Below are 16,475 nucleotides of genomic sequence, written 5' to 3'. Positions count from 1 at the left end.
AATAATGCGTGTATGGTCAGAGTATTCAACAGACGGAGGTGGCATGTTTAGGCTATTTCTTTGCTTTATTTTATTGAGCGTTTCCAGCGTTATACCGAATGCAACTTGGGCGAACCGGTTTGTTGCCGACGGGTATTGCTTGGTGGTGTTAGCATCACGTCCGACGGCGGATGAGGCGACGGCGGATGCCAGACTCAGATGGTCAAAACATGACGTCACGATCTATCGCACGCAGAACGGCTGGTACGCTATCACTGGGCGCACGCTTCGGCAGGACGATCAAAAGCAAGCCTTGGCGCGGCTGAAAGCGCGTGGAGCTATTCCGGACGATGCTTTTTGCACGTCAGGTAAGAGCTTGGTGAAGCGGGAGCGCTCGATTGCAGCGAGCTACAACGCGGCACCGCTAGACAAGCAAGGCCTTTTCAGCCCGTTTTCCGAGGCGCAAATGTCATACGCCGAGAAGCGTTTCTTGCAGCTCGCACTGGCGTTTGAGGGCGACTATACTGGGTTGGTTGACGGGGCGTGGGGCAAGTTCAGCACGCGTGCGATGCAGGCCTATGCATGGCGTGAGTTCAACACAGCTCCGCAGAACTGGCACAGCTCTATGTTGGTGTTCAGGCTCGCGGAAATTCTTGAGGCCGATGACTGGCGTTACTACCACAATGATTGGTTGAAGATGTCTTACATCTTCCCATTCGGGGCCTTTCACAAAGGTACGCCTTCAAAGACATTTGTAAATGTGAACCATGCCAATAGCTCGCTCTCCATCTCGATGACGCGGGGCACACAGGCTCAGGCCGAGCGGTTGCATCGGTATGTGCTCGACAAGCACGCGCGCAGCAGCAAAGCCTATACCGCCCGCAAAACCAACTATGCGGTGTCAGCGGCACGGCAGGCAAACGGCGACTATCTTTACATCAGAAGTCGCATGGTTGGCGGGCTTTGGTCGTCGATCCTGACGTCGGCCAAAAGCCATGATGAAAAGATATTTCGGGCTTTCACGGCAAGTATTACCGATGGCAAAGTCTCCAATCTCTATTTTGAAGAGAACGGTTATCTGGCGCAAAACATCGAGGCGGCTCTGGCATTGGTGGCGGAAAAACCGCTTGAACCTGACAACAGTATTCAGCCCAAGACTGCGAGTGTCGCGGTCGCGCGCAAGCCCAAGCCGCTACCACGGGTGGTCGACCCTAAGAGGGTTGGAACTGGCTCAGGCTTTGTTGTTTCGGACGCCGGGCATATTTTGACCAACGAACATGTGGTGAATGGGTGCTCCATGCTTAAGGTTGACGGAAAAGCCCTGCGAGTTTTGGCCTCTGACAAGGGCTTTGATCTGGCCCTGTTGCAGGGGAGCGCCGAGGATGGCGCAGCTGTTGCGCAGTTCGCGTCGGCACCAGCGCCGCTCAACTCTGATCTGACGGTGCTCGGATATCCGCTTCAGAGCTTGCTAGGAGGGCTGAATGTAACGCGCGGCACGCTGTCGTCGCTGAAAGGTATGCAGGGCGACGCGACCGAGATGCAGATCACCGCTCCGATCCAACCGGGGAACTCGGGCGGGCCAGTGGTTGATAGCAGTGGTGCGGTGATTGGTGTTGTGGTTGCCAAGCTTAAACCGGGCCAAAACGCTGATGGCTCGCTTGACCTGCGACAGAACGTCAATTTTGCTATCAGAGGCGAGATCGCCAAGCTGTTTTTGGCGCAAAACGGCGTGACGCCGCAGGTTGCTGCCGTGGCTGAAAAGCTTGAGCCTGTTGCGTTGGCGGCGCGGGCGGCTCCGTTTACCAAGCTTGTGGAGTGCTATAAATGAGTTTGGCCAAGCAAACTTGAGACGAATGCCTGCAGTTTTGCGCTTGTGAAACGGCCATAGTTTAAGGATAATGCCGCCAGTTTAGGAGCCACACACATGCGCGCACGTATTTATAAACCAGCCCGAAATGCTATGCAGTCAGGTGTTGCCAAGACCAAGCATTGGGTGCTTGAGTTTGCGCCCGAAACACGCCGTGAAGTTGATCCGCTTATGGGCTGGACGAGTTCTTCGGACACGCAAGCACAGGTGAAGCTGAGTTTTGACAGCCGAGAAGCCGCGCTGGAGTATGCTGAGAGCAAGGGTCTTGAGGCTGTCGTGCAAGAACCCAAGCTGCGCAAACCCAATATCCGTGCTGGCGGGTATGGTGAAAACTTCGCCACCAACCGGCGCACCCCCTGGACGCATTAACCGGCGCCTAAGGCACCAAAAACGCTGCGAATGACACAGTAAAAGCAAGGTTTTAACCGACGCTTGCTCCTGATTCGCGACATTTGTATGATTGCTCCAACGCCAAATGCACAAATTGGTGTCATGAGCAGAGTTTTGGAAAAAACCGCACAGAGTTCCGGACAAACCTCAGGGTTGTCTTTGGCTGTTCCCCGAGTTGCGCAGCATGCCGGCAAGCTACGGCAACACCGCGCGGCACGTGGTGAAAGCCTTTGAAGGCAAACTCTTGCAAGCCTCCTTTAAGCCCGCGCACAGGCCATCGCCGGTAAAGGCGGCTTAGCCTCCTTCGAACTGGCCCTTGCCTTTGTGCGCGAGTTTGCGCAAATAGGGCGCAAGCGGTCCCGTAGCTCAACTGGATAGAGCATCTGCCTTCTAAGCAGAGGGTTGGGGGTTCGAGTCCTCCCGGGATCGCCATTTTCTGAATGCAGATGTTTTATGGGGCTTTTCGCCACTGCGGGTTGTATTTGCCTGACAAATTTTTGAATGAGTAAAAAAATTATTCTTGACGTTAAATTTTTATCGCGGCAGGTTCGATGTTTCTGGCGACAAGCGATTGCCAGTTTGAAGCTTGATCGGGGGGATCAGTGCCACAGAACGCGCCTCAACAAACACCAAAGCCGGCGAACGGGCATGCCAATGGGCTGGGAGAGCGTATGCGCAGGCTCAGACATGGTATGTCGTTGACCCTGCAACAGCTCTCTGCGGCATCGGGTGTGTCGGTGGGCTACCTCAGCCAGCTCGAGCGCGGCAATGCGACACCAACCCTAGGCACATTGAGCCAGATTGCTCAGGCGCTCAAAGTCGAGGCTGACTATTTCGTGCGCACGCCCCGTGCCGTTGACAGCCTGACGCGCGGCGACAAGCGGCCGCAGTTTGCGGTGTCCGGCTCCTCGATCGCATATGAGCAGATCGGTGCCGAGCGCACGGGCCATGAGCTGACGTCTTACGTGATGAACGTGCCGCCGGGCTATGAATCAGAAGTGGTTACACATGTCGGTGAAGAGATCATCTACATTCTTGAGGGTGAAATTTCACAGATGGTCGGTGAGCGGGAATACCTGATGGGGCCGGGCGACAGCCTGCACTATCTGGGCACAACGCCGCACTGTTGGTCGAACAAAACCGAAAGGTTGGCCCGTGTTCTTTGGGTTGGCCGGATGCAATACGACAAGTCCGCGGAGATCGGACAGCAAGAGGCTGCGCAGGAGGAAAACCCGCGCGAGTTGTTACCGCTCAGGCGATAACCCCATCACGATCAGCGGCGAGAAATCTGCTGATTTCAAATGATTACCAACCAGGAGGGAAACTCTAATGTCACTTAAGAAACTTATGGCCACGGGCCTTTTGCTCGGTGCGCTTGGCGCGTCGGCACAAGCCCAATCGCTGGTCTATTGTTCGGAAGGTTCGCCAGAAGGCTTTGACCCCGCGCTCTACACGGCCGGCACCACTTTTGATGCCTCAAGCCACCCGCTTTACAACCGTCTTGCCGAGTTCAAAGTCGGCACGACAGAAACGATTCCGGGCCTCGCAGAGAGCTGGGAAGTTTCAGAAGACGGATTGACTGTGACGTTCAAACTGCGTCAGGGCGTCAAGTTCCATTCCAACGCCAACTTCACACCGACACGCGATTTCAACGCGGACGATGTGATTTTCAGCTTTGATCGCCAAGGCAACGCCGAAAACCCTTACAACAAGGTTTCTGGCGGCACATGGGAATACTACGGCGGCATGTCGATGCCTGATCTGATCAAGAGCATCGAGAAGACCGACGACTACACGGTTGTCTTTCATCTGACACGCCCTGAAGCGCCGATCATTGCCAATATGGCGATGGATTTTGCTTCGATCCTCTCGAAGGAATATGCCGACGCGATGATGGCAGCCGGCACGCCGGAAATGCTCAATCAGGCACCTATCGGCACGGGCCCGTTCTCGTTCCAGGCCTACCAGAAAGACGCTGTCATCCGCTACCTGCGCAACGACGCTTACTGGGGTGACAAGGCCAAGGTTGAAAGCCTGATCTTTGCGATTACGCCTGATGCGTCAGTGCGTTACCAAAAGGTGCAGGCTGGTGAGTGCCATGTTATGGCCTACCCGAACCCTGCTGACGTTGCGGCGATGAAAGAAGCCGAAGGTGTTGTTGTGATGGAACAAGAGGGCCTTAACGTTGGCTACCTTGCTTACAACACTCAAGTTGCGCCTTACGACAACGCTGACGTGCGCAAAGCGCTTAACATGGCGATCGACAAGCAAGCGATCATCGACGTGGTGTTCCAAGGTTCAGGCGAAATCGCCAAGAACCCGATCCCGCCGACAATGTGGTCGTATGACGAGAGCACGGTTGACGACAGCTATGATCCGGAAGCCGCGAAAGCCGCTCTGGAAGCCGCTGGCGTGAAAGACCTCAATATGAAGATCTGGGCGATGCCTGTGCAGCGTCCTTACAACCCGAACGCGCGTCGTATGGCCGAGCTGATGCAGGCTGACTTTGCAAAAGTGGGCGTGACTGTTGAGATCGTGTCATACGAATGGGGCGAATACCTTGAGCGCTCGAAAGCCAAGGACCGCGACGGTGCTGTGCTTCTGGGTTGGACAGGCGACAACGGCGACCCCGACAACTTCCTTGCGGTTCTGCTTGGTTGTGACGGTGTGACGAAGTCAAACCGCGCCCAGTGGTGCAACGAAGAGTTTGACGCTCTGATCCAGAAAGCCAAGGTTCTGCCAACGCAGGAAGAGCGCAGCAAGCTTTACAAAGAAGCTCAAGCGATCTTCAAAGACCAAGCGCCATGGGCCACGATCGCGCACTCAGTTGTTTACATGACCATGCGCCCAGAAGTTGACGGCTATGTTGTTCACCCGCTGGGCGGACACATCTTCAACCAGGTTGGCCTGAAGTAAGCTGCGGCTAAGCAATTGGAGGCGGCGTTTTAGGCGCCGTCTCTCTCATTTTGAGGGTAAAGAGAACACCGTGAGCAAGAGCTTGAAACAGAGACTGGCAGATTATGCCGATGTTGCCCGTGAGCTTGGGGTTGATGCCGTTGCGCTTGTGCCGGGGCCGAACTTTAGCCGTGCGCTTGAGCACAGCTTTATGAGCCATGAGCGGCCCTTTGTGCTGGTCATTCCGGCTGACAAGCCACCCGCCGCCTTGGTACCCAACCTTGAACTCGGCAGCTGGAAGCTTGTCGGCTTTGAAGGCGCGGTCTTTGATTGGCGAGATCAAGTTGGCTACGCGGACGCTTTTTCGCAGCTGCTTGAATATCTTGATATTTCCTCGCTTGGCGTTGAGGGGCAAGTGATGCGGGTGTTTGTGCACCACGCTTTGCTCAAAGCCCAGCCAGACCTTGTGATCACCGATGCCGAAGCCGAGATTTCCGCGCTACGGATGATCAAAACCGAGGCCGACATTGCTGCAATGCAGGCGGCTGTCGACATTTCGGAGCGCGCTTTGCAGCGGATGCTTGACGGGGTGAAGCTCGGGCAGACCGAGAAAGACATTGAGCAGAGCTTGATCAAGTTCATGTTTGACGAGGGCGCTGACGGGCTGGCTTTTAGCCCCATTGTTGCTGCTGGTGACAATTCAGCGATGCCACATGCCCATGCACGGGCTGACTATAAGGTAAAGACGGGCGATGCTTTGTTGATCGACTTTGGTGCGCGCAAAGACGGTTTTGCCGCCGATATCACCCGCACCGTATTTTTGAGCGAAGTCTCTGACGAAGGGCGTGCGGTGTATGAAACCGTGCTGGCAGCGAACATGGCGGGCCTTGCCGCAACCCGCGCTGGCGTCACTGCGCATGAGATCGACGATGTGGTGACAAGCGTGCTGGAAGCCTCGCCCTATGCGAGCCGCATCCGCACCAAGACGGGCCACGGGTTAGGCCGTGAAGTGCATGAAGCGCCTTACATTGTGCGCGGCAACCAGATGCCTTTGCCTGCGGGCACGGTCTACACCAACGAGCCAGGGTTATACGAGATCGGCAACTTCGGGGTGCGTATCGAGGATGATGTGGTGATCACCGAAGAGGGCTGTGTGACCCTAACCAACTTTCCCAAAGAGCTGATGGTGATTTCATGCTGAACTATGTGCTGGGCCGTTTGCTCACCTTTATTCCGACGTTCATCGGCGTGACGCTGATCTCGTTTGGCTTTATCCGTGCACTGCCAGGGGATCCGATTGTGGTTATGGCGGGCGAGAGAGGCATTTCTGACGAGCGCTATGCCGAGCTGGCCAAGCAGTTCGGCTATGATCAGCCAATGTATGTGCAGTTTTGGGACTACTTGAGCGGCGTTCTACAAGGCGATCTCGGCAATTCCTTTGTCACCAAGCGCCCGGTTTGGGACGAGTTCTTCTCTCTGTTTCCGGCGACGCTTGAGTTGTCGATCTGCGCGATGATCTTTGCCATCGCTTTGGGCCTGCCTGCGGGGGTGATTGCCGCCGTCAACCGCGGCAAGTTCTTTGACCGTGCTTTGATGTCGACGGCGCTTATCGGTTATTCAATGCCGATCTTCTGGTGGGCTTTGCTCTTGATCATCGTCTTCTCGGGGAACCTTGAGTGGACGCCGGTATCAGGCCGCATCAGCCTGATCTATTACTTCCCTGACCCGACAGGTTTCATGCTGATCGACAGTCTCGCCTCGGGGCAGAAGGGGGCTTTTGCCTCGGCTGTGCGGCACCTCATATTGCCGACAATTGTGCTAGGAACCATCCCGTTGGCGGTGATTGCGCGACAAACCCGCTCGGCGATGCTCGAGGTTCTGGGCGAGGACTACATCAGAACCGCACGCGCCAAGGGCATGTCACCCACGCGCATCAATGCTGTCCATGCGCTGCGCAATGCGCTCATTCCGGTGATCACTGTCATTGGTCTGTCTGTTGGCACGCTGCTTGCAGGCGCCATTCTTACCGAGACAATTTTTAGTTGGCCGGGCATCGGCAAGTGGATGGTCGATAGTATTTTCCGCCGCGACTACCCTGTTGTGCAGGGCGGCTTGCTGCTCATCGCTGTGATGGTGATGATCGTGAACCTCACGGTTGATATGCTTTACGGCGTCATCAACCCCAAGATCAGGAAGCGCTAACATGGCCCTTAACCCTGTCGTAAACGACCCGACAAAAATCGTAGCGCGCCCAAGTGCTTTCAAAGAGTTCTGGTTTTACTTCCGTGAAAACCGCGGCGCTGTGATCGGGCTTTGGATATTTGCTGTCTTCGCGTTTCTCGCGTTCTTCGGCCCTTGGGTTGCACCGCATGACGCCACAGAGCAGTTTCGCGCCGCCACATTGCAGCCGCCCGTCTGGCAAGAGGGCGGTAACTGGACACATATCTTGGGCACCGATCCTTTGGGCCGTGACATGCTTTCGCGGCTTATCGTCGGGGCGCGATACTCCTTCTTTGTCGGGGTGATCGTGGTGTCTATCGCGGCGACAGGCGGGATCATCATCGGCTTGATCGCGGGCTTTTCGCCCAAGTGGGTTGATAGCATTATCATGCGGATCATGGACATTGTGCTGGCCTTTCCCTCGCTGCTGCTGGCCTTGGTGCTCGTCGCGATCCTCGGGCCGTCACTGACCAATGCAATGATCGCGATCGCTATTGTTTTGCAGCCGCATTACGTGCGCCTGACCCGTGCAAGCGTGCTTTCGGAGCGGCAGAAAGACTATGTGGTTTCGGCCCGTGTTGCTGGCGCTGGCCTTGGGCGGTTGATGTTTATCACCGTGCTGCCGAACTGCCTCGCGCCGATTATCGTGCAAGCCGCGCTGTCGTTTTCCACCGCAATTTTGGACGCCGCCGCGCTTGGCTTTCTGGGTATGGGGGCGCAGCCGCCGACACCCGAGTGGGGCACGATGCTGGCCGAAGCACGGGAGTTTATCCTGCGCGCTTGGTGGGTCGTTACCTTCCCCGGTGTGGCAATTTTGGTCACGGTGCTGGCGATCAACCTGATGGGCGACGGGCTGCGCGACGCGCTTGACCCGAAGCTGAAAAGGAGCTGATGACATGAGCCTTTTGCGGATCAGAAACCTGAGTGTAGATTTTGCCACCGCGTCGGGCCAGTTCCGCGCCGTAGATGGCGTTGATCAAGACGTGAACGAGAGCGAAATTCTGGCCATCGTTGGCGAAAGCGGCTCTGGCAAGTCTGTCTCGATGCTGGCGCTTATGGGCCTGTTGCCTTGGACGGCGACCGTCACTGCCGACGAGTTGATGTTTGACGGACATGACCTATTGCACATGGACGCCAAGGCGCGGCGCCGCGTTGTCGGCAATGATCTGGCGATGATCTTTCAAGAGCCGATGTCCTCGCTCAACCCGTGTTTCACTGTCGGTTGGCAGATCAAGGAAGCGCTGCGCGTACATCTTGGTATGGGCCGGCGCGAGCGTCATGCGCGGGCTGTGGAGCTGTTTGAGCAAGTCGGCATTCCCGACCCTGAAAAGCGGCTTTCGGCCTTCCCACACCAGATGTCAGGCGGGATGAACCAGCGGGTGATGATCGCCATGGCGATTGCCTGTAAGCCGAAGCTTTTGATCGCTGATGAGCCGACCACGGCGCTTGATGTGACCATTCAGGCCCAAATTCTGGATTTGCTGGCGAGCCTGCGCGACGAAACCGGCATGGGCCTCGTTTTGATCACCCACGACATGGGCGTTGTGGCTGAAACGGCCGAGCGGGTGAGTGTGCAATATGCCGGCCAGAAAATCGAGGAGCAGCCGGTTGTCGAGCTGTTTGAGACCCCGCATCACCCCTACACCTCGGCGCTGCTTGACGCCTTGCCAGAGCGTGCCACAGAGAAGCGTTTGCCGACGATCCCCGGTGTGGTTCCGGGGCAGTTTGATCGTCCCGCTGGCTGCCTCTTCTCGCCGCGTTGCCAGTTTGCTAACGCCAAGTGTAAGGCCGAAGTGCCCGCGACTTTGGGCGCCGACTTAGGCCATGCGAAGTGCTTTTACCCACTGAATTCAGATGAGAAGGCTGCGTCATGAACCAAACTGTTATGACAGCAAACGCTCTTGAGCGGCACTATGAAGTTGGCGGCGGCTTGCTACGTTCGCCGCAAATTCTCAAGGCCGTTGCGGGCGTTGATTTTACGCTTTTTGCCGGCAAAACGCTCGCGGTTGTCGGGGAAAGCGGCTGCGGGAAGTCGACGCTTGCACGTATGGTGACGATGATTGAAGAGCCGACATCCGGCAAACTCGAACTAGACGGTGAACCGGTACTACCCGAGAATTGGGCCTCGCTACGCCAGTCGGTGCAGATCGTGTTTCAAGACCCATACGGTTCGCTCAATCCGCGCCAGCGCATTGGCACAATTCTGGAAGAGCCGTTGGTGATCAACCGGCCGGATATGAGCCGCGAGGAGCGCACGGCGAAGGCACGAGAAATGCTTGGGCTTGTCGGGTTGCGCCCTGAACATTTTGACCGCTACCCGCATATGTTTTCGGGTGGGCAACGCCAGCGGATTGCCATTGCACGGGCGCTGATGTTGGGGCCGAAAGTGCTGGTGCTGGACGAGCCTGTATCGGCACTTGATCTCTCGATTCAAAGCTCGGTGCTTAACCTGTTGGTTGACTTGCAAGAGCAAATGCAACTGGCCTACTTGTTCATCAGCCATGACCTCAGCGTTGTGCGGCATGTCGCGGATGAAGTGATCGTGATGTATCTTGGTCGCGCTGTTGAAAAGGGGAGCCGCGAGGCCGTGTTTGCAGGGGCAAAGCACCCCTACACAAAGGCGCTTTTGTCGGCGACACCGCAGGCAGATCCGCGCGCTCACAAGGAGCGCATCAAACTTGAGGGCGAGTTGCCGTCACCATTGGCCATTCCGGCGGGTTGCCCTTTTGCACCGCGCTGTTGGAAGGTGCAAGACAGGTGTCGCAGTGAACGTCCTGGTTTGTCTAACGACGCCCATTCGGCGGCGTGTTTTTATCCGGAAAACTAGTGGCTTTTGGCCGGAGCACCGCCTTGGAAGTTGTTGCCGTTCTGGTAGTCGCAGGGCTCTTCCTGCATCTCTAAGTGCAGGCCTTCGCCGGTGTATGGGTGGGCGCGCGCTAGGTCTTCGTCGAGGTCTATTCCAAGGCCGGGAGCGTCGGACAAGCGCACAAATCCGTTCTCGTTTTTGATCGTGCCGCCGATGAGGGCATCGTGGAACTCGGTTTCGATAGTCTCCGCCAACAGCAGGTTGGGGATGGATGTCGCGAGGTGCAGGTTTGCGGCCCACTCGACAGGGCCAGCATAAAGATGCGGTGCCATTTGCACATTGAAGACTTCGGCCATCGCGGCGACTTTCTTCATCTCCCAGATGCCGCCAGCGCGGCCCAAGGCGGGCTGCAGTATCTCGGCGGCTCCGGCGCGCAGAACGGCTCCGAACTCGGCTTTGGTTGTCATCCGCTCGCCTGTCGCGACGGGGATGCGAACATTGCGGGCAACGCGTGCCATGTCCTCAACATTGTCAGGCGGTGTCGGCTCTTCATACCAGAGCGGCGAGTATTGCTCGATGGCCTGACCAAGCCGGATAGCGCCAGCGGTGTTGAACTGCCCATGGGTGCCAAACAGCATATCGGCCTTGTCGCCCACGGCCTCGCGGATGGCTTTGCAGAAGGCGACTGAAGTTGTGATGTCAGACATCGCAGGCATGTGCCCGCCACGAGCGGTGTATGGGCCTGCGGGGTCAAATTTCACCGCGGTGTAGCCACGCGCGACAGCCTCAACCGCACTTTCGGCGGCGGCGTCTGGATCTGTCCAGAAGCTGTCCATGTCTTGGTGAGCCAGCGGGTAGAGGTAGGTGTAGGTGCGGATTTTCTCGTTCATCCGCCCGCCGAGCAGGGCGTAAACAGGGCGCTCGCGCGCCTTGCCCAAAATATCCCAGCAGGCGATTTCAAGGCCGGAGAATGCGCCCATGACTGTGAGGTCAGGCCGTTGTGTGAACCCTGAGGAGTAAGCGCGGCGGAACATTAGCTCAATGTTTTCAGGGTTTTCGCCTTCCATGTGGCGGGCGAACACATCTTCTATCACCGCACGCATGGCCTCGGGGCCGACGGAGCTTGCATAGCACTCGCCCCATCCGACGATGCCGGTGTCTGTGGTGACTTTTACCAAGATCCAGTAGCGGCCGCCCCAGCCCGGAGCAGGAGGAGCGGTGATGATGATGTCGAGATCTTTGAGATGCATTTTAGGCTCCGGTTTGAGGTTCGAGGTGTTTGTCAACGATGCGCTGCACCATCGGCGCGAAGTGCCAGAAGTCCGGTGTTTGCATGTCAGGGTGCTTGCCCGCTTCATCAAGGTAGCGCACCTGAATGATCCTGGCGAGGTTGGGGTTCTTGGCGAAATCTGTGACTTCTTCGGCGTTCATAGGCCCGCCTTGAAGGTTGAGCGAGTGGATGGAGGCCTCGGACAGACGCTCGAAATACTCAGGTTTGGTGGCGCAGAGATAGCGCTTGGCGGCAACGTGATAACGCACGCAGTCGGTGATCAATGTCGGAAAGAAAGCCTCAAGCACCTTGGCTCCGGCTTCCTCGTGAAAGCGGTCTTCGGTGTCGTCCATGGCGAAGGTGCCGAACTCGGATGTGAAGTGGCCTATGTCATGCAAGAGCGCCGCGACGATGATGTCCTCAGAGAGGCCTTGCTGCTCGGCAATGGTGGCACCTTGCAGCATATGCTCGGCCATAGTGACGGGTTCACCGAGGTATTCCTCGCCGCCGCAGCGCTCAAAGATGTCGCCCAAGAAGGCCACAATCGTGTCGCGTGTCGGTGCGTCCTTCATAGCGTGTTTTCAAGGGCATTTAGGGTTGAGAGCAGCCCGTCTTTGTCGGCGTAGCAGCCCTGAAGCCAGCGCTTCCCTTCGCCGGAGTAGCCCTTGCGCGCATGCAAAACGCGGGTGTTGTCAACGATGAAGGCTTCGCCCGGGGCGAGCTTGAAGCAGACTTGCATTTCTTCGCTGTCAACGAGATCGGACAGGCGGCGGTAGGCGCGGTAATAGGCTTCCATCGCGTCAAAGGGCACGTCGGTTATCGGAGCGGCGGAGCGGGCGTTAAAGCGCACTGACATGAGCGTGCCTTCGGGCGAAAGCTCGATGATCGGGCGGCGCGCATGCAGTGCCACGCCTTCGCTTCCGGTGTAGGAAAAACGCGCCGAGTGAGAGGCAAGCGCGAGGAAGCCCTCGGGGTCTTCTTCACGCAAGCGCATGGCGCAGGTGAAGCCGTCAACCACCATGCTCTCGCCGCCCTCTGCGGAGTTTTCAAGGCAGGCGAGGATCTGCAATGTCGGCTGCGGATCGCGGTAGGGGTTGTCGGTGTGCGCCTGTAGGCCGAGGCCGGTATAGGCTAGGTTGACAGGGTTCACCTCGGTGCGCACCTCGAAGTGACGGCCATAGTTTGTCTCGCGCACAAAGCCGAAAACCTCAACGATTTCAAACAGCTCTTCAGATGTGGCTTGCATGTCTGTGACTTTGGCAAAGCCGAACTTGCGCACAGCATCAAGCCAGCTTAGGCGCGTGGCGTCAAAGTCTTTGAGCGCTGGTAGCGGGGCGGATGGCATGGCGGCTTGCAGGCCCGCGCCCCAACTTTCGGCGTGCTCGGGCATGTGGCCGATGCTGGCCTTTTCTGTGGTGTCATAGGCGTGAGCCATGAGCCAATTGAGCGAATACTCGAGCGTTACATTTTCGGGGGCGAAGGTGATGCTGAGGGTGTCGCCCTGGGCCTTCGCTGCGCTGATCGTGACCACGGCAGGCAGCTCGGAAAGCGTGATCAGGCGTTGGCCGTTGCCAGTGTCGCGTGTGCTGGCGTCTTGGGCGTTGTCGCGCAGCCAGATGCTGTGAAACCGCTTGGTGCCGACTTTGAGTTGCTGGCCGTTCTCGCTGATGGTGAGGTCAGTCATAACGCCCTCTTGCGTGGTTAAAAGATGATCACATTTCGTTTTGCACTGCCGGTTTTGGTGTCGGCGATGGCTTCGTTGATTTGCTCCAATGTCCAGCGGTTCGAGATCAGCTCATCAAGTTTGAGGCGGCCCTGACCGTAGAGGTCGACGATCCAGGGGATGTCGCGCTGGATGACCACATCGCCCATTTTTGAGCCAACCATCGACTGTCCGGCAGAGGCGAAATTGCCAGCTTCATAGGTGGATGCCGCGCCGGATGCGGGCATGCCGACCATGATAACCTTGCCGCCGGGGGCCAGATAGTTGGGGGCGTCGGTATAGGCTTGTGGGGCGCCGACAGTGACGAGAACCGCGTCAGCGCCACGGCCCAAGGCCTGCTTTGCGGCCTCCCAAGGGTTTGAATTGGTTGCCAAAATACCGTCGGTTGCGCCAAACTGTTTGGCGATCTCGAGCTTTTCTTCGCTCATGTCAACGGCCACGATACGCCGTGCGCCAGCGATGCGCGCGCCTTGAACGGCGTTGAGGCCGACACCGCCCGCGCCGATAACGACCACATCTTGACCCGCGCGCATTTGAGCGGCGTTAACCACGGCTCCGACGCCTGTGATCACGCCGCAAGAGACCAGCGCTGCCGCGTCTTTGGCCATGTCCGACGGGATGGTGACAATCTGGCTTTGATCGACGACGACCTTTTCTGCGAAGGCGCCGCAGGCCATGGCTTGGTGCAATTTGCCGCCATCTGTTGTGGACAGCGGACCTTTGTCGCCATCATATGGCGTGCCGCAAATGGTTGGCTTTCCGCCAGCGCAGGAAGGGCAAGTGCCGCAAGCGCGGATCAGTGTGACGATGACGCTATCGCCGATATTGAAACCCGTGACGCCGCCGCCGACAGCCGAAACAATGCCTGCTGCCTCGTGGCCATAGACCGCTGGTAGCGAGCCGCCCCATGCGCCGTCGGCAAAGGAAATGTCGCTGTGACAGATCGCGACGGCGTCAAGTTTGACTTCGACTTCGCCGGTTTGCGGTGCCCGCAACTCAACCATTTCGACTGTGAGAGGCGCGCCAAATTCATGGCATACGGCGGCTTTGATTTGCGGCATTTGACTCTCCTGTTTGAGGGGGAGCCTAGCCATGCTGCGCAGTTCTTCAAGCCTGAAAAGCGACGGGGTTACGTCGGGTTTTGCACATTGCCGCGTTTGCGCCCGAGAAAGAGCATGAGGCTGACTGTCATTATCAACGCCGCAGCCAGAAACGGCGCGCCGGGGAGGTAGAGAGGCGTGCCTGCGCGGGTGAAGTAAAAGAACATGCCTGTGAACAGGAGGGGTGAAAGGATCATCGAGAGCGAGGAGAGTGAGCCCATGACGCCTTGCAACTCGCCTTGGGCGTTGTCGGCGACGTTGCGAGACATCATACCTTGCAGGGCGGGAACGGAGATCGCGCCAAAAGAAAACAGCGGAATGAGGGCAAGGAGCACCGCGCCGTTGGTGACGAACCCGAGGAATATGAGCGAGACGATGTCAACAACCAGACCGGTGATTACAGCGCGGCGCTCGCCAAGGTATGCGATTGAAGGTTTGACGAGAAACCCCTGCACAAGCGCAAAGAAAACCCCGTAAATTCCTAGGCTTATGCCGATCATACGGGCCTCCCATCCGAAGCGCTCGGTGACGAAATAGGCCCAGATGGCAGGGTAGACGTAATGCGCGACCTGAAAGAAAAAGTAGACCGTAAGCAGGGCGGAGAGGCCATGAAAGCCGCTGATCGAACGCAGCGCACCAAAGGGGTTTGCGCGCTTGAACTCAAAGCGGCGGCGGGTTCTGTCGGTGACGGTTTCGCGCAGGACAAGGGCGCCGAGGATGGTGTTGCCAAAGGCCAGAGCGGCGGCAGCGAGGAAGGGCGCGCGCGTGCCGTATTCGGCGAGCAAACCGCCCAAAACGGGGCCGAGCACAAAGCCGATGCCAAAGCCTGCGCCGATGAGGCCGAAGCGCGCAGCCTTTTCGTGGGGCGCGGAAATGTCGGCCATATAAGCCATCGCGGTTGAGTGTGTTGCCGCGGTGATGCCGCCGACAATGCGACCGACGAGCAAAAGCCAAATAGAACCCGCGAGCGCCATGACAACGTAGTCGGCAGCCATGACCAAAAGACTAACGAGCAGAACGGGGCGTCTGCCGAAGCTGTCAGAGAGCGCGCCTATGAAGGGTGAGAAGGCGAACTGCATGACGGCGAATGCGGTTGTCAGGATGCCGCCCCAGAGGGCCGCGTTAGCAAGTGAGCCGCCCTGAACTTCGCGGATGAGGTCGGGCATCACGGGCATGATCAGGCCTATTCCCATCGCGTCGATGACGACGGTCATGACGATGAACAAGATGGGCAGGCGGTTTGTCATGGGCTGGCCGATACGCGTGAGGGATTTAGGCAAGATAGGTGTGCGGCGTTGGTTTACAAGCCTGCCTCAACGTAAAACGCCCCGCCGGTGAGGGCGAGGCGTTCTGAATGTTTTAGGAGGGTTGCTTACCCAAGACGTGAGGCAACATTTTCCCAATTAACCAAGTTATTCAGGAAGTTATCAAGGTAACCCGGGCGTTTGTTGCGGAAGTCGATGTAGTAGGAGTGCTCCCAAACATCGCAACCCAAGAGGGCTGTTTGACCGAAGCAAAGCGGGTTTACGCCGTTTTCTGTTTTGGTGACAGCGAGTGAGCCGTCGGTGTTTTTCACCAGCCAGCACCAGCCTGAGCCGAACTGACCAGCGCCTGCTGCGGCGAACTGTGATTTGAAGTCGTCAACCGAGCCAAAGCTCTCTTTGATCGCGGCTTCAAGCTCTGATGGCATGGCGCTCGCGTTCGGAGTCATCATTTCCCAGAACTGGTTGTGGTTCCACAACTGGCTGATGTTGTTGAAGATTCCGCTCTGAGCGACTGATGACTTGTCGTAGGTGCCAACAATGATTTCTTCGAGCGACTTGCCGTCCCACTCGGTTCCGGCGATCAGCTTGTTGCCGTTGTCGACATAGGCTTTGTGGTGCAAATCATGGTGAAACTCGAGTGTTTCGGCTGACATGCCTTTGCCTGCGAGGGCGTCGTGGGCGTAGGGAAGATCTGGAAGTTGAAAAGCCATTGTGGGCCTCCTTAAAATCGCGTTTCAGTTACCCTCAAATGGCGCTTTGGGGCTGCAAAGGTCAAGCCCTAGCGCCTCATTTTCGGGAAAAATTATCAATTAACTAAGGCGGAGAACCGCTTGGTTAAAGCCTGAAAAGGTGCTGTGACTCGGGTGCATAAACCAGTGCATACCACAGTGCATAATGCGTATGCACAGTTTTGCGGTGGTTAACTGGTTAACGCGGCACAGGATATTTGATGTCTGCTCT

The 16,475-nt window shown here is 57.3% G+C and carries 15 protein-coding genes and 1 tRNA gene; 10 read left to right on the top strand and 6 right to left on the bottom strand.

Annotation, left to right across the window (positions count from 1 at the left end; all coding sequences use genetic code 11):
- The first annotated feature begins 142 nt into the window (after positions 1-142).
- From KO498_RS18445 to KO498_RS16615, 10 genes are all read left to right on the top strand, one after another.
- A complete protein-coding gene (locus tag KO498_RS18445) occupies positions 143-1,807 on the top strand; it encodes a S1C family serine protease (protein ID WP_215961046.1) in 1,665 nt (554 codons plus the stop codon).
- 96 nt (positions 1,808-1,903) lie between these two features.
- Positions 1,904-2,215 carry an ETC complex I subunit gene (locus tag KO498_RS16655; protein WP_215961045.1) on the top strand — a complete coding sequence of 104 codons (312 nt, stop codon included), beginning with the start codon at positions 1,904-1,906 and terminating at the stop codon, positions 2,213-2,215.
- 376 nt (positions 2,216-2,591) lie between these two features.
- Positions 2,592-2,668 (top strand) — tRNA-Arg (locus KO498_RS16650).
- 239 nt (positions 2,669-2,907) lie between these two features.
- Entirely contained in the window at positions 2,908-3,498 is a 591-nt protein-coding gene (locus tag KO498_RS16645; protein WP_215961044.1) for a helix-turn-helix domain-containing protein, read from the top strand.
- A 67-nt stretch (positions 3,499-3,565) separates the two neighbouring features.
- Positions 3,566-5,152: an ABC transporter substrate-binding protein gene (locus tag KO498_RS16640; protein ID WP_215961043.1), complete on the top strand. Its 1,587-nt coding sequence runs from the start codon at positions 3,566-3,568 to the stop codon at positions 5,150-5,152.
- A gap of 70 nt (positions 5,153-5,222) precedes the next feature.
- Entirely contained in the window at positions 5,223-6,332 is a 1,110-nt protein-coding gene (locus KO498_RS16635; RefSeq protein WP_215961042.1) for a M24 family metallopeptidase, read from the top strand.
- Positions 6,326-7,333, top strand: a complete 1,008-nt coding sequence (locus tag KO498_RS16630; RefSeq protein WP_215961041.1) for an ABC transporter permease subunit — start codon at positions 6,326-6,328, stop codon at positions 7,331-7,333. The genes KO498_RS16635 and KO498_RS16630 overlap by 7 nt, the downstream gene beginning before the upstream one ends.
- 1 nt (position 7,334) lies before the next feature.
- On the top strand, positions 7,335-8,243 hold the full coding sequence (locus tag KO498_RS16625) for an ABC transporter permease subunit (RefSeq protein WP_215961040.1): 909 nt from the start codon (positions 7,335-7,337) through the stop codon (positions 8,241-8,243).
- 4 nt (positions 8,244-8,247) lie between these two features.
- Positions 8,248-9,225 (top strand): ABC transporter ATP-binding protein, encoded by a 978-nt coding sequence (locus KO498_RS16620; protein WP_215961039.1) that lies wholly within the window; start codon positions 8,248-8,250, stop codon positions 9,223-9,225.
- Positions 9,222-10,178, top strand: a complete 957-nt coding sequence (locus tag KO498_RS16615; protein ID WP_215961038.1) for a dipeptide ABC transporter ATP-binding protein — start codon at positions 9,222-9,224, stop codon at positions 10,176-10,178. Before KO498_RS16620 ends, KO498_RS16615 begins: the two co-directional genes overlap by 4 nt.
- Here the strand turns inward: KO498_RS16615 and KO498_RS16610 are convergent.
- The 6 genes from KO498_RS16610 to KO498_RS16585 form a co-directional block, all read right to left on the bottom strand.
- Complete coding sequence (locus tag KO498_RS16610; RefSeq protein ID WP_215961037.1) at positions 10,175-11,407, bottom strand: mandelate racemase/muconate lactonizing enzyme family protein; 1,233 nt, start codon at positions 11,405-11,407, stop codon at positions 10,175-10,177. The genes KO498_RS16615 and KO498_RS16610 overlap by 4 nt on opposite strands.
- Before the next feature lies 1 nt (position 11,408).
- On the bottom strand, positions 11,409-11,999 hold the full coding sequence (gene tmpB / locus KO498_RS16605) for a (R)-1-hydroxy-2-trimethylaminoethylphosphonate oxygenase (protein WP_215961036.1): 591 nt from the start codon (positions 11,997-11,999) through the stop codon (positions 11,409-11,411).
- Positions 11,996-13,111 (bottom strand): 2-trimethylaminoethylphosphonate dioxygenase, encoded by a 1,116-nt coding sequence (gene tmpA / locus KO498_RS16600; RefSeq protein ID WP_215961035.1) that lies wholly within the window; start codon positions 13,109-13,111, stop codon positions 11,996-11,998. Before tmpA ends, tmpB begins: the two co-directional genes overlap by 4 nt.
- A gap of 17 nt (positions 13,112-13,128) precedes the next feature.
- The gene (locus tag KO498_RS16595; RefSeq protein ID WP_215961034.1) at positions 13,129-14,211 is read right to left on the bottom strand and encodes a Zn-dependent alcohol dehydrogenase; all 1,083 of its coding nucleotides are present in this window, start codon (positions 14,209-14,211) and stop codon (positions 13,129-13,131) included.
- A gap of 68 nt (positions 14,212-14,279) precedes the next feature.
- Entirely contained in the window at positions 14,280-15,497 is a 1,218-nt protein-coding gene (locus KO498_RS16590) for a TCR/Tet family MFS transporter (RefSeq protein ID WP_215961033.1), read from the bottom strand.
- A 125-nt stretch (positions 15,498-15,622) separates the two neighbouring features.
- Complete coding sequence (locus KO498_RS16585; protein ID WP_215961032.1) at positions 15,623-16,225, bottom strand: superoxide dismutase; 603 nt, start codon at positions 16,223-16,225, stop codon at positions 15,623-15,625.
- Between the last annotated feature and the right edge of the window lie 250 nt (positions 16,226-16,475).

The sequence above is a fragment of the Lentibacter algarum genome, assembly GCF_018860975.1.
GTDB classification, from domain to species: Bacteria; Pseudomonadota; Alphaproteobacteria; order Rhodobacterales; family Rhodobacteraceae; genus Lentibacter; species Lentibacter algarum_A.
The sequence above is the reverse complement of the archived record's forward strand: the minus strand, read 5'-3'. Positions and strand labels throughout refer to the sequence as shown.

What these genes read in the sequence shown, in the direction of transcription:
- KO498_RS16655 (WP_215961045.1), top strand. Translation starts at nt 1,904, where the DNA reads ATGCGCGCACGTATTTATAAACCAGCCCGAAATGCTATGCAGTCAGGT.
- KO498_RS16645 (WP_215961044.1), top strand. Translation starts at nt 2,908, where the DNA reads ATGCGCAGGCTCAGACATGGTATGTCGTTGACCCTGCAACAGCTCTCT.
- KO498_RS16640 (WP_215961043.1), top strand. Translation starts at nt 3,566, where the DNA reads ATGTCACTTAAGAAACTTATGGCCACGGGCCTTTTGCTCGGTGCGCTT.
- KO498_RS16630 (WP_215961041.1), top strand. Translation starts at nt 6,326, where the DNA reads ATGCTGAACTATGTGCTGGGCCGTTTGCTCACCTTTATTCCGACGTTC.
- KO498_RS16625 (WP_215961040.1), top strand. Translation starts at nt 7,335, where the DNA reads ATGGCCCTTAACCCTGTCGTAAACGACCCGACAAAAATCGTAGCGCGC.
- KO498_RS16620 (WP_215961039.1), top strand. Translation starts at nt 8,248, where the DNA reads ATGAGCCTTTTGCGGATCAGAAACCTGAGTGTAGATTTTGCCACCGCG.
- KO498_RS16615 (WP_215961038.1), top strand. Translation starts at nt 9,222, where the DNA reads ATGAACCAAACTGTTATGACAGCAAACGCTCTTGAGCGGCACTATGAA.
- KO498_RS16610 (WP_215961037.1), bottom strand. Translation starts at nt 11,407, where the DNA reads ATGCATCTCAAAGATCTCGACATCATCATCACCGCTCCTCCTGCTCCG.
- tmpB (WP_215961036.1), bottom strand. Translation starts at nt 11,999, where the DNA reads ATGAAGGACGCACCGACACGCGACACGATTGTGGCCTTCTTGGGCGAC.
- tmpA (WP_215961035.1), bottom strand. Translation starts at nt 13,111, where the DNA reads ATGACTGACCTCACCATCAGCGAGAACGGCCAGCAACTCAAAGTCGGC.
- KO498_RS16595 (WP_215961034.1), bottom strand. Translation starts at nt 14,211, where the DNA reads ATGCCGCAAATCAAAGCCGCCGTATGCCATGAATTTGGCGCGCCTCTC.
- KO498_RS16590 (WP_215961033.1), bottom strand. Translation starts at nt 15,497, where the DNA reads ATGACAAACCGCCTGCCCATCTTGTTCATCGTCATGACCGTCGTCATC.
- KO498_RS16585 (WP_215961032.1), bottom strand. Translation starts at nt 16,225, where the DNA reads ATGGCTTTTCAACTTCCAGATCTTCCCTACGCCCACGACGCCCTCGCA.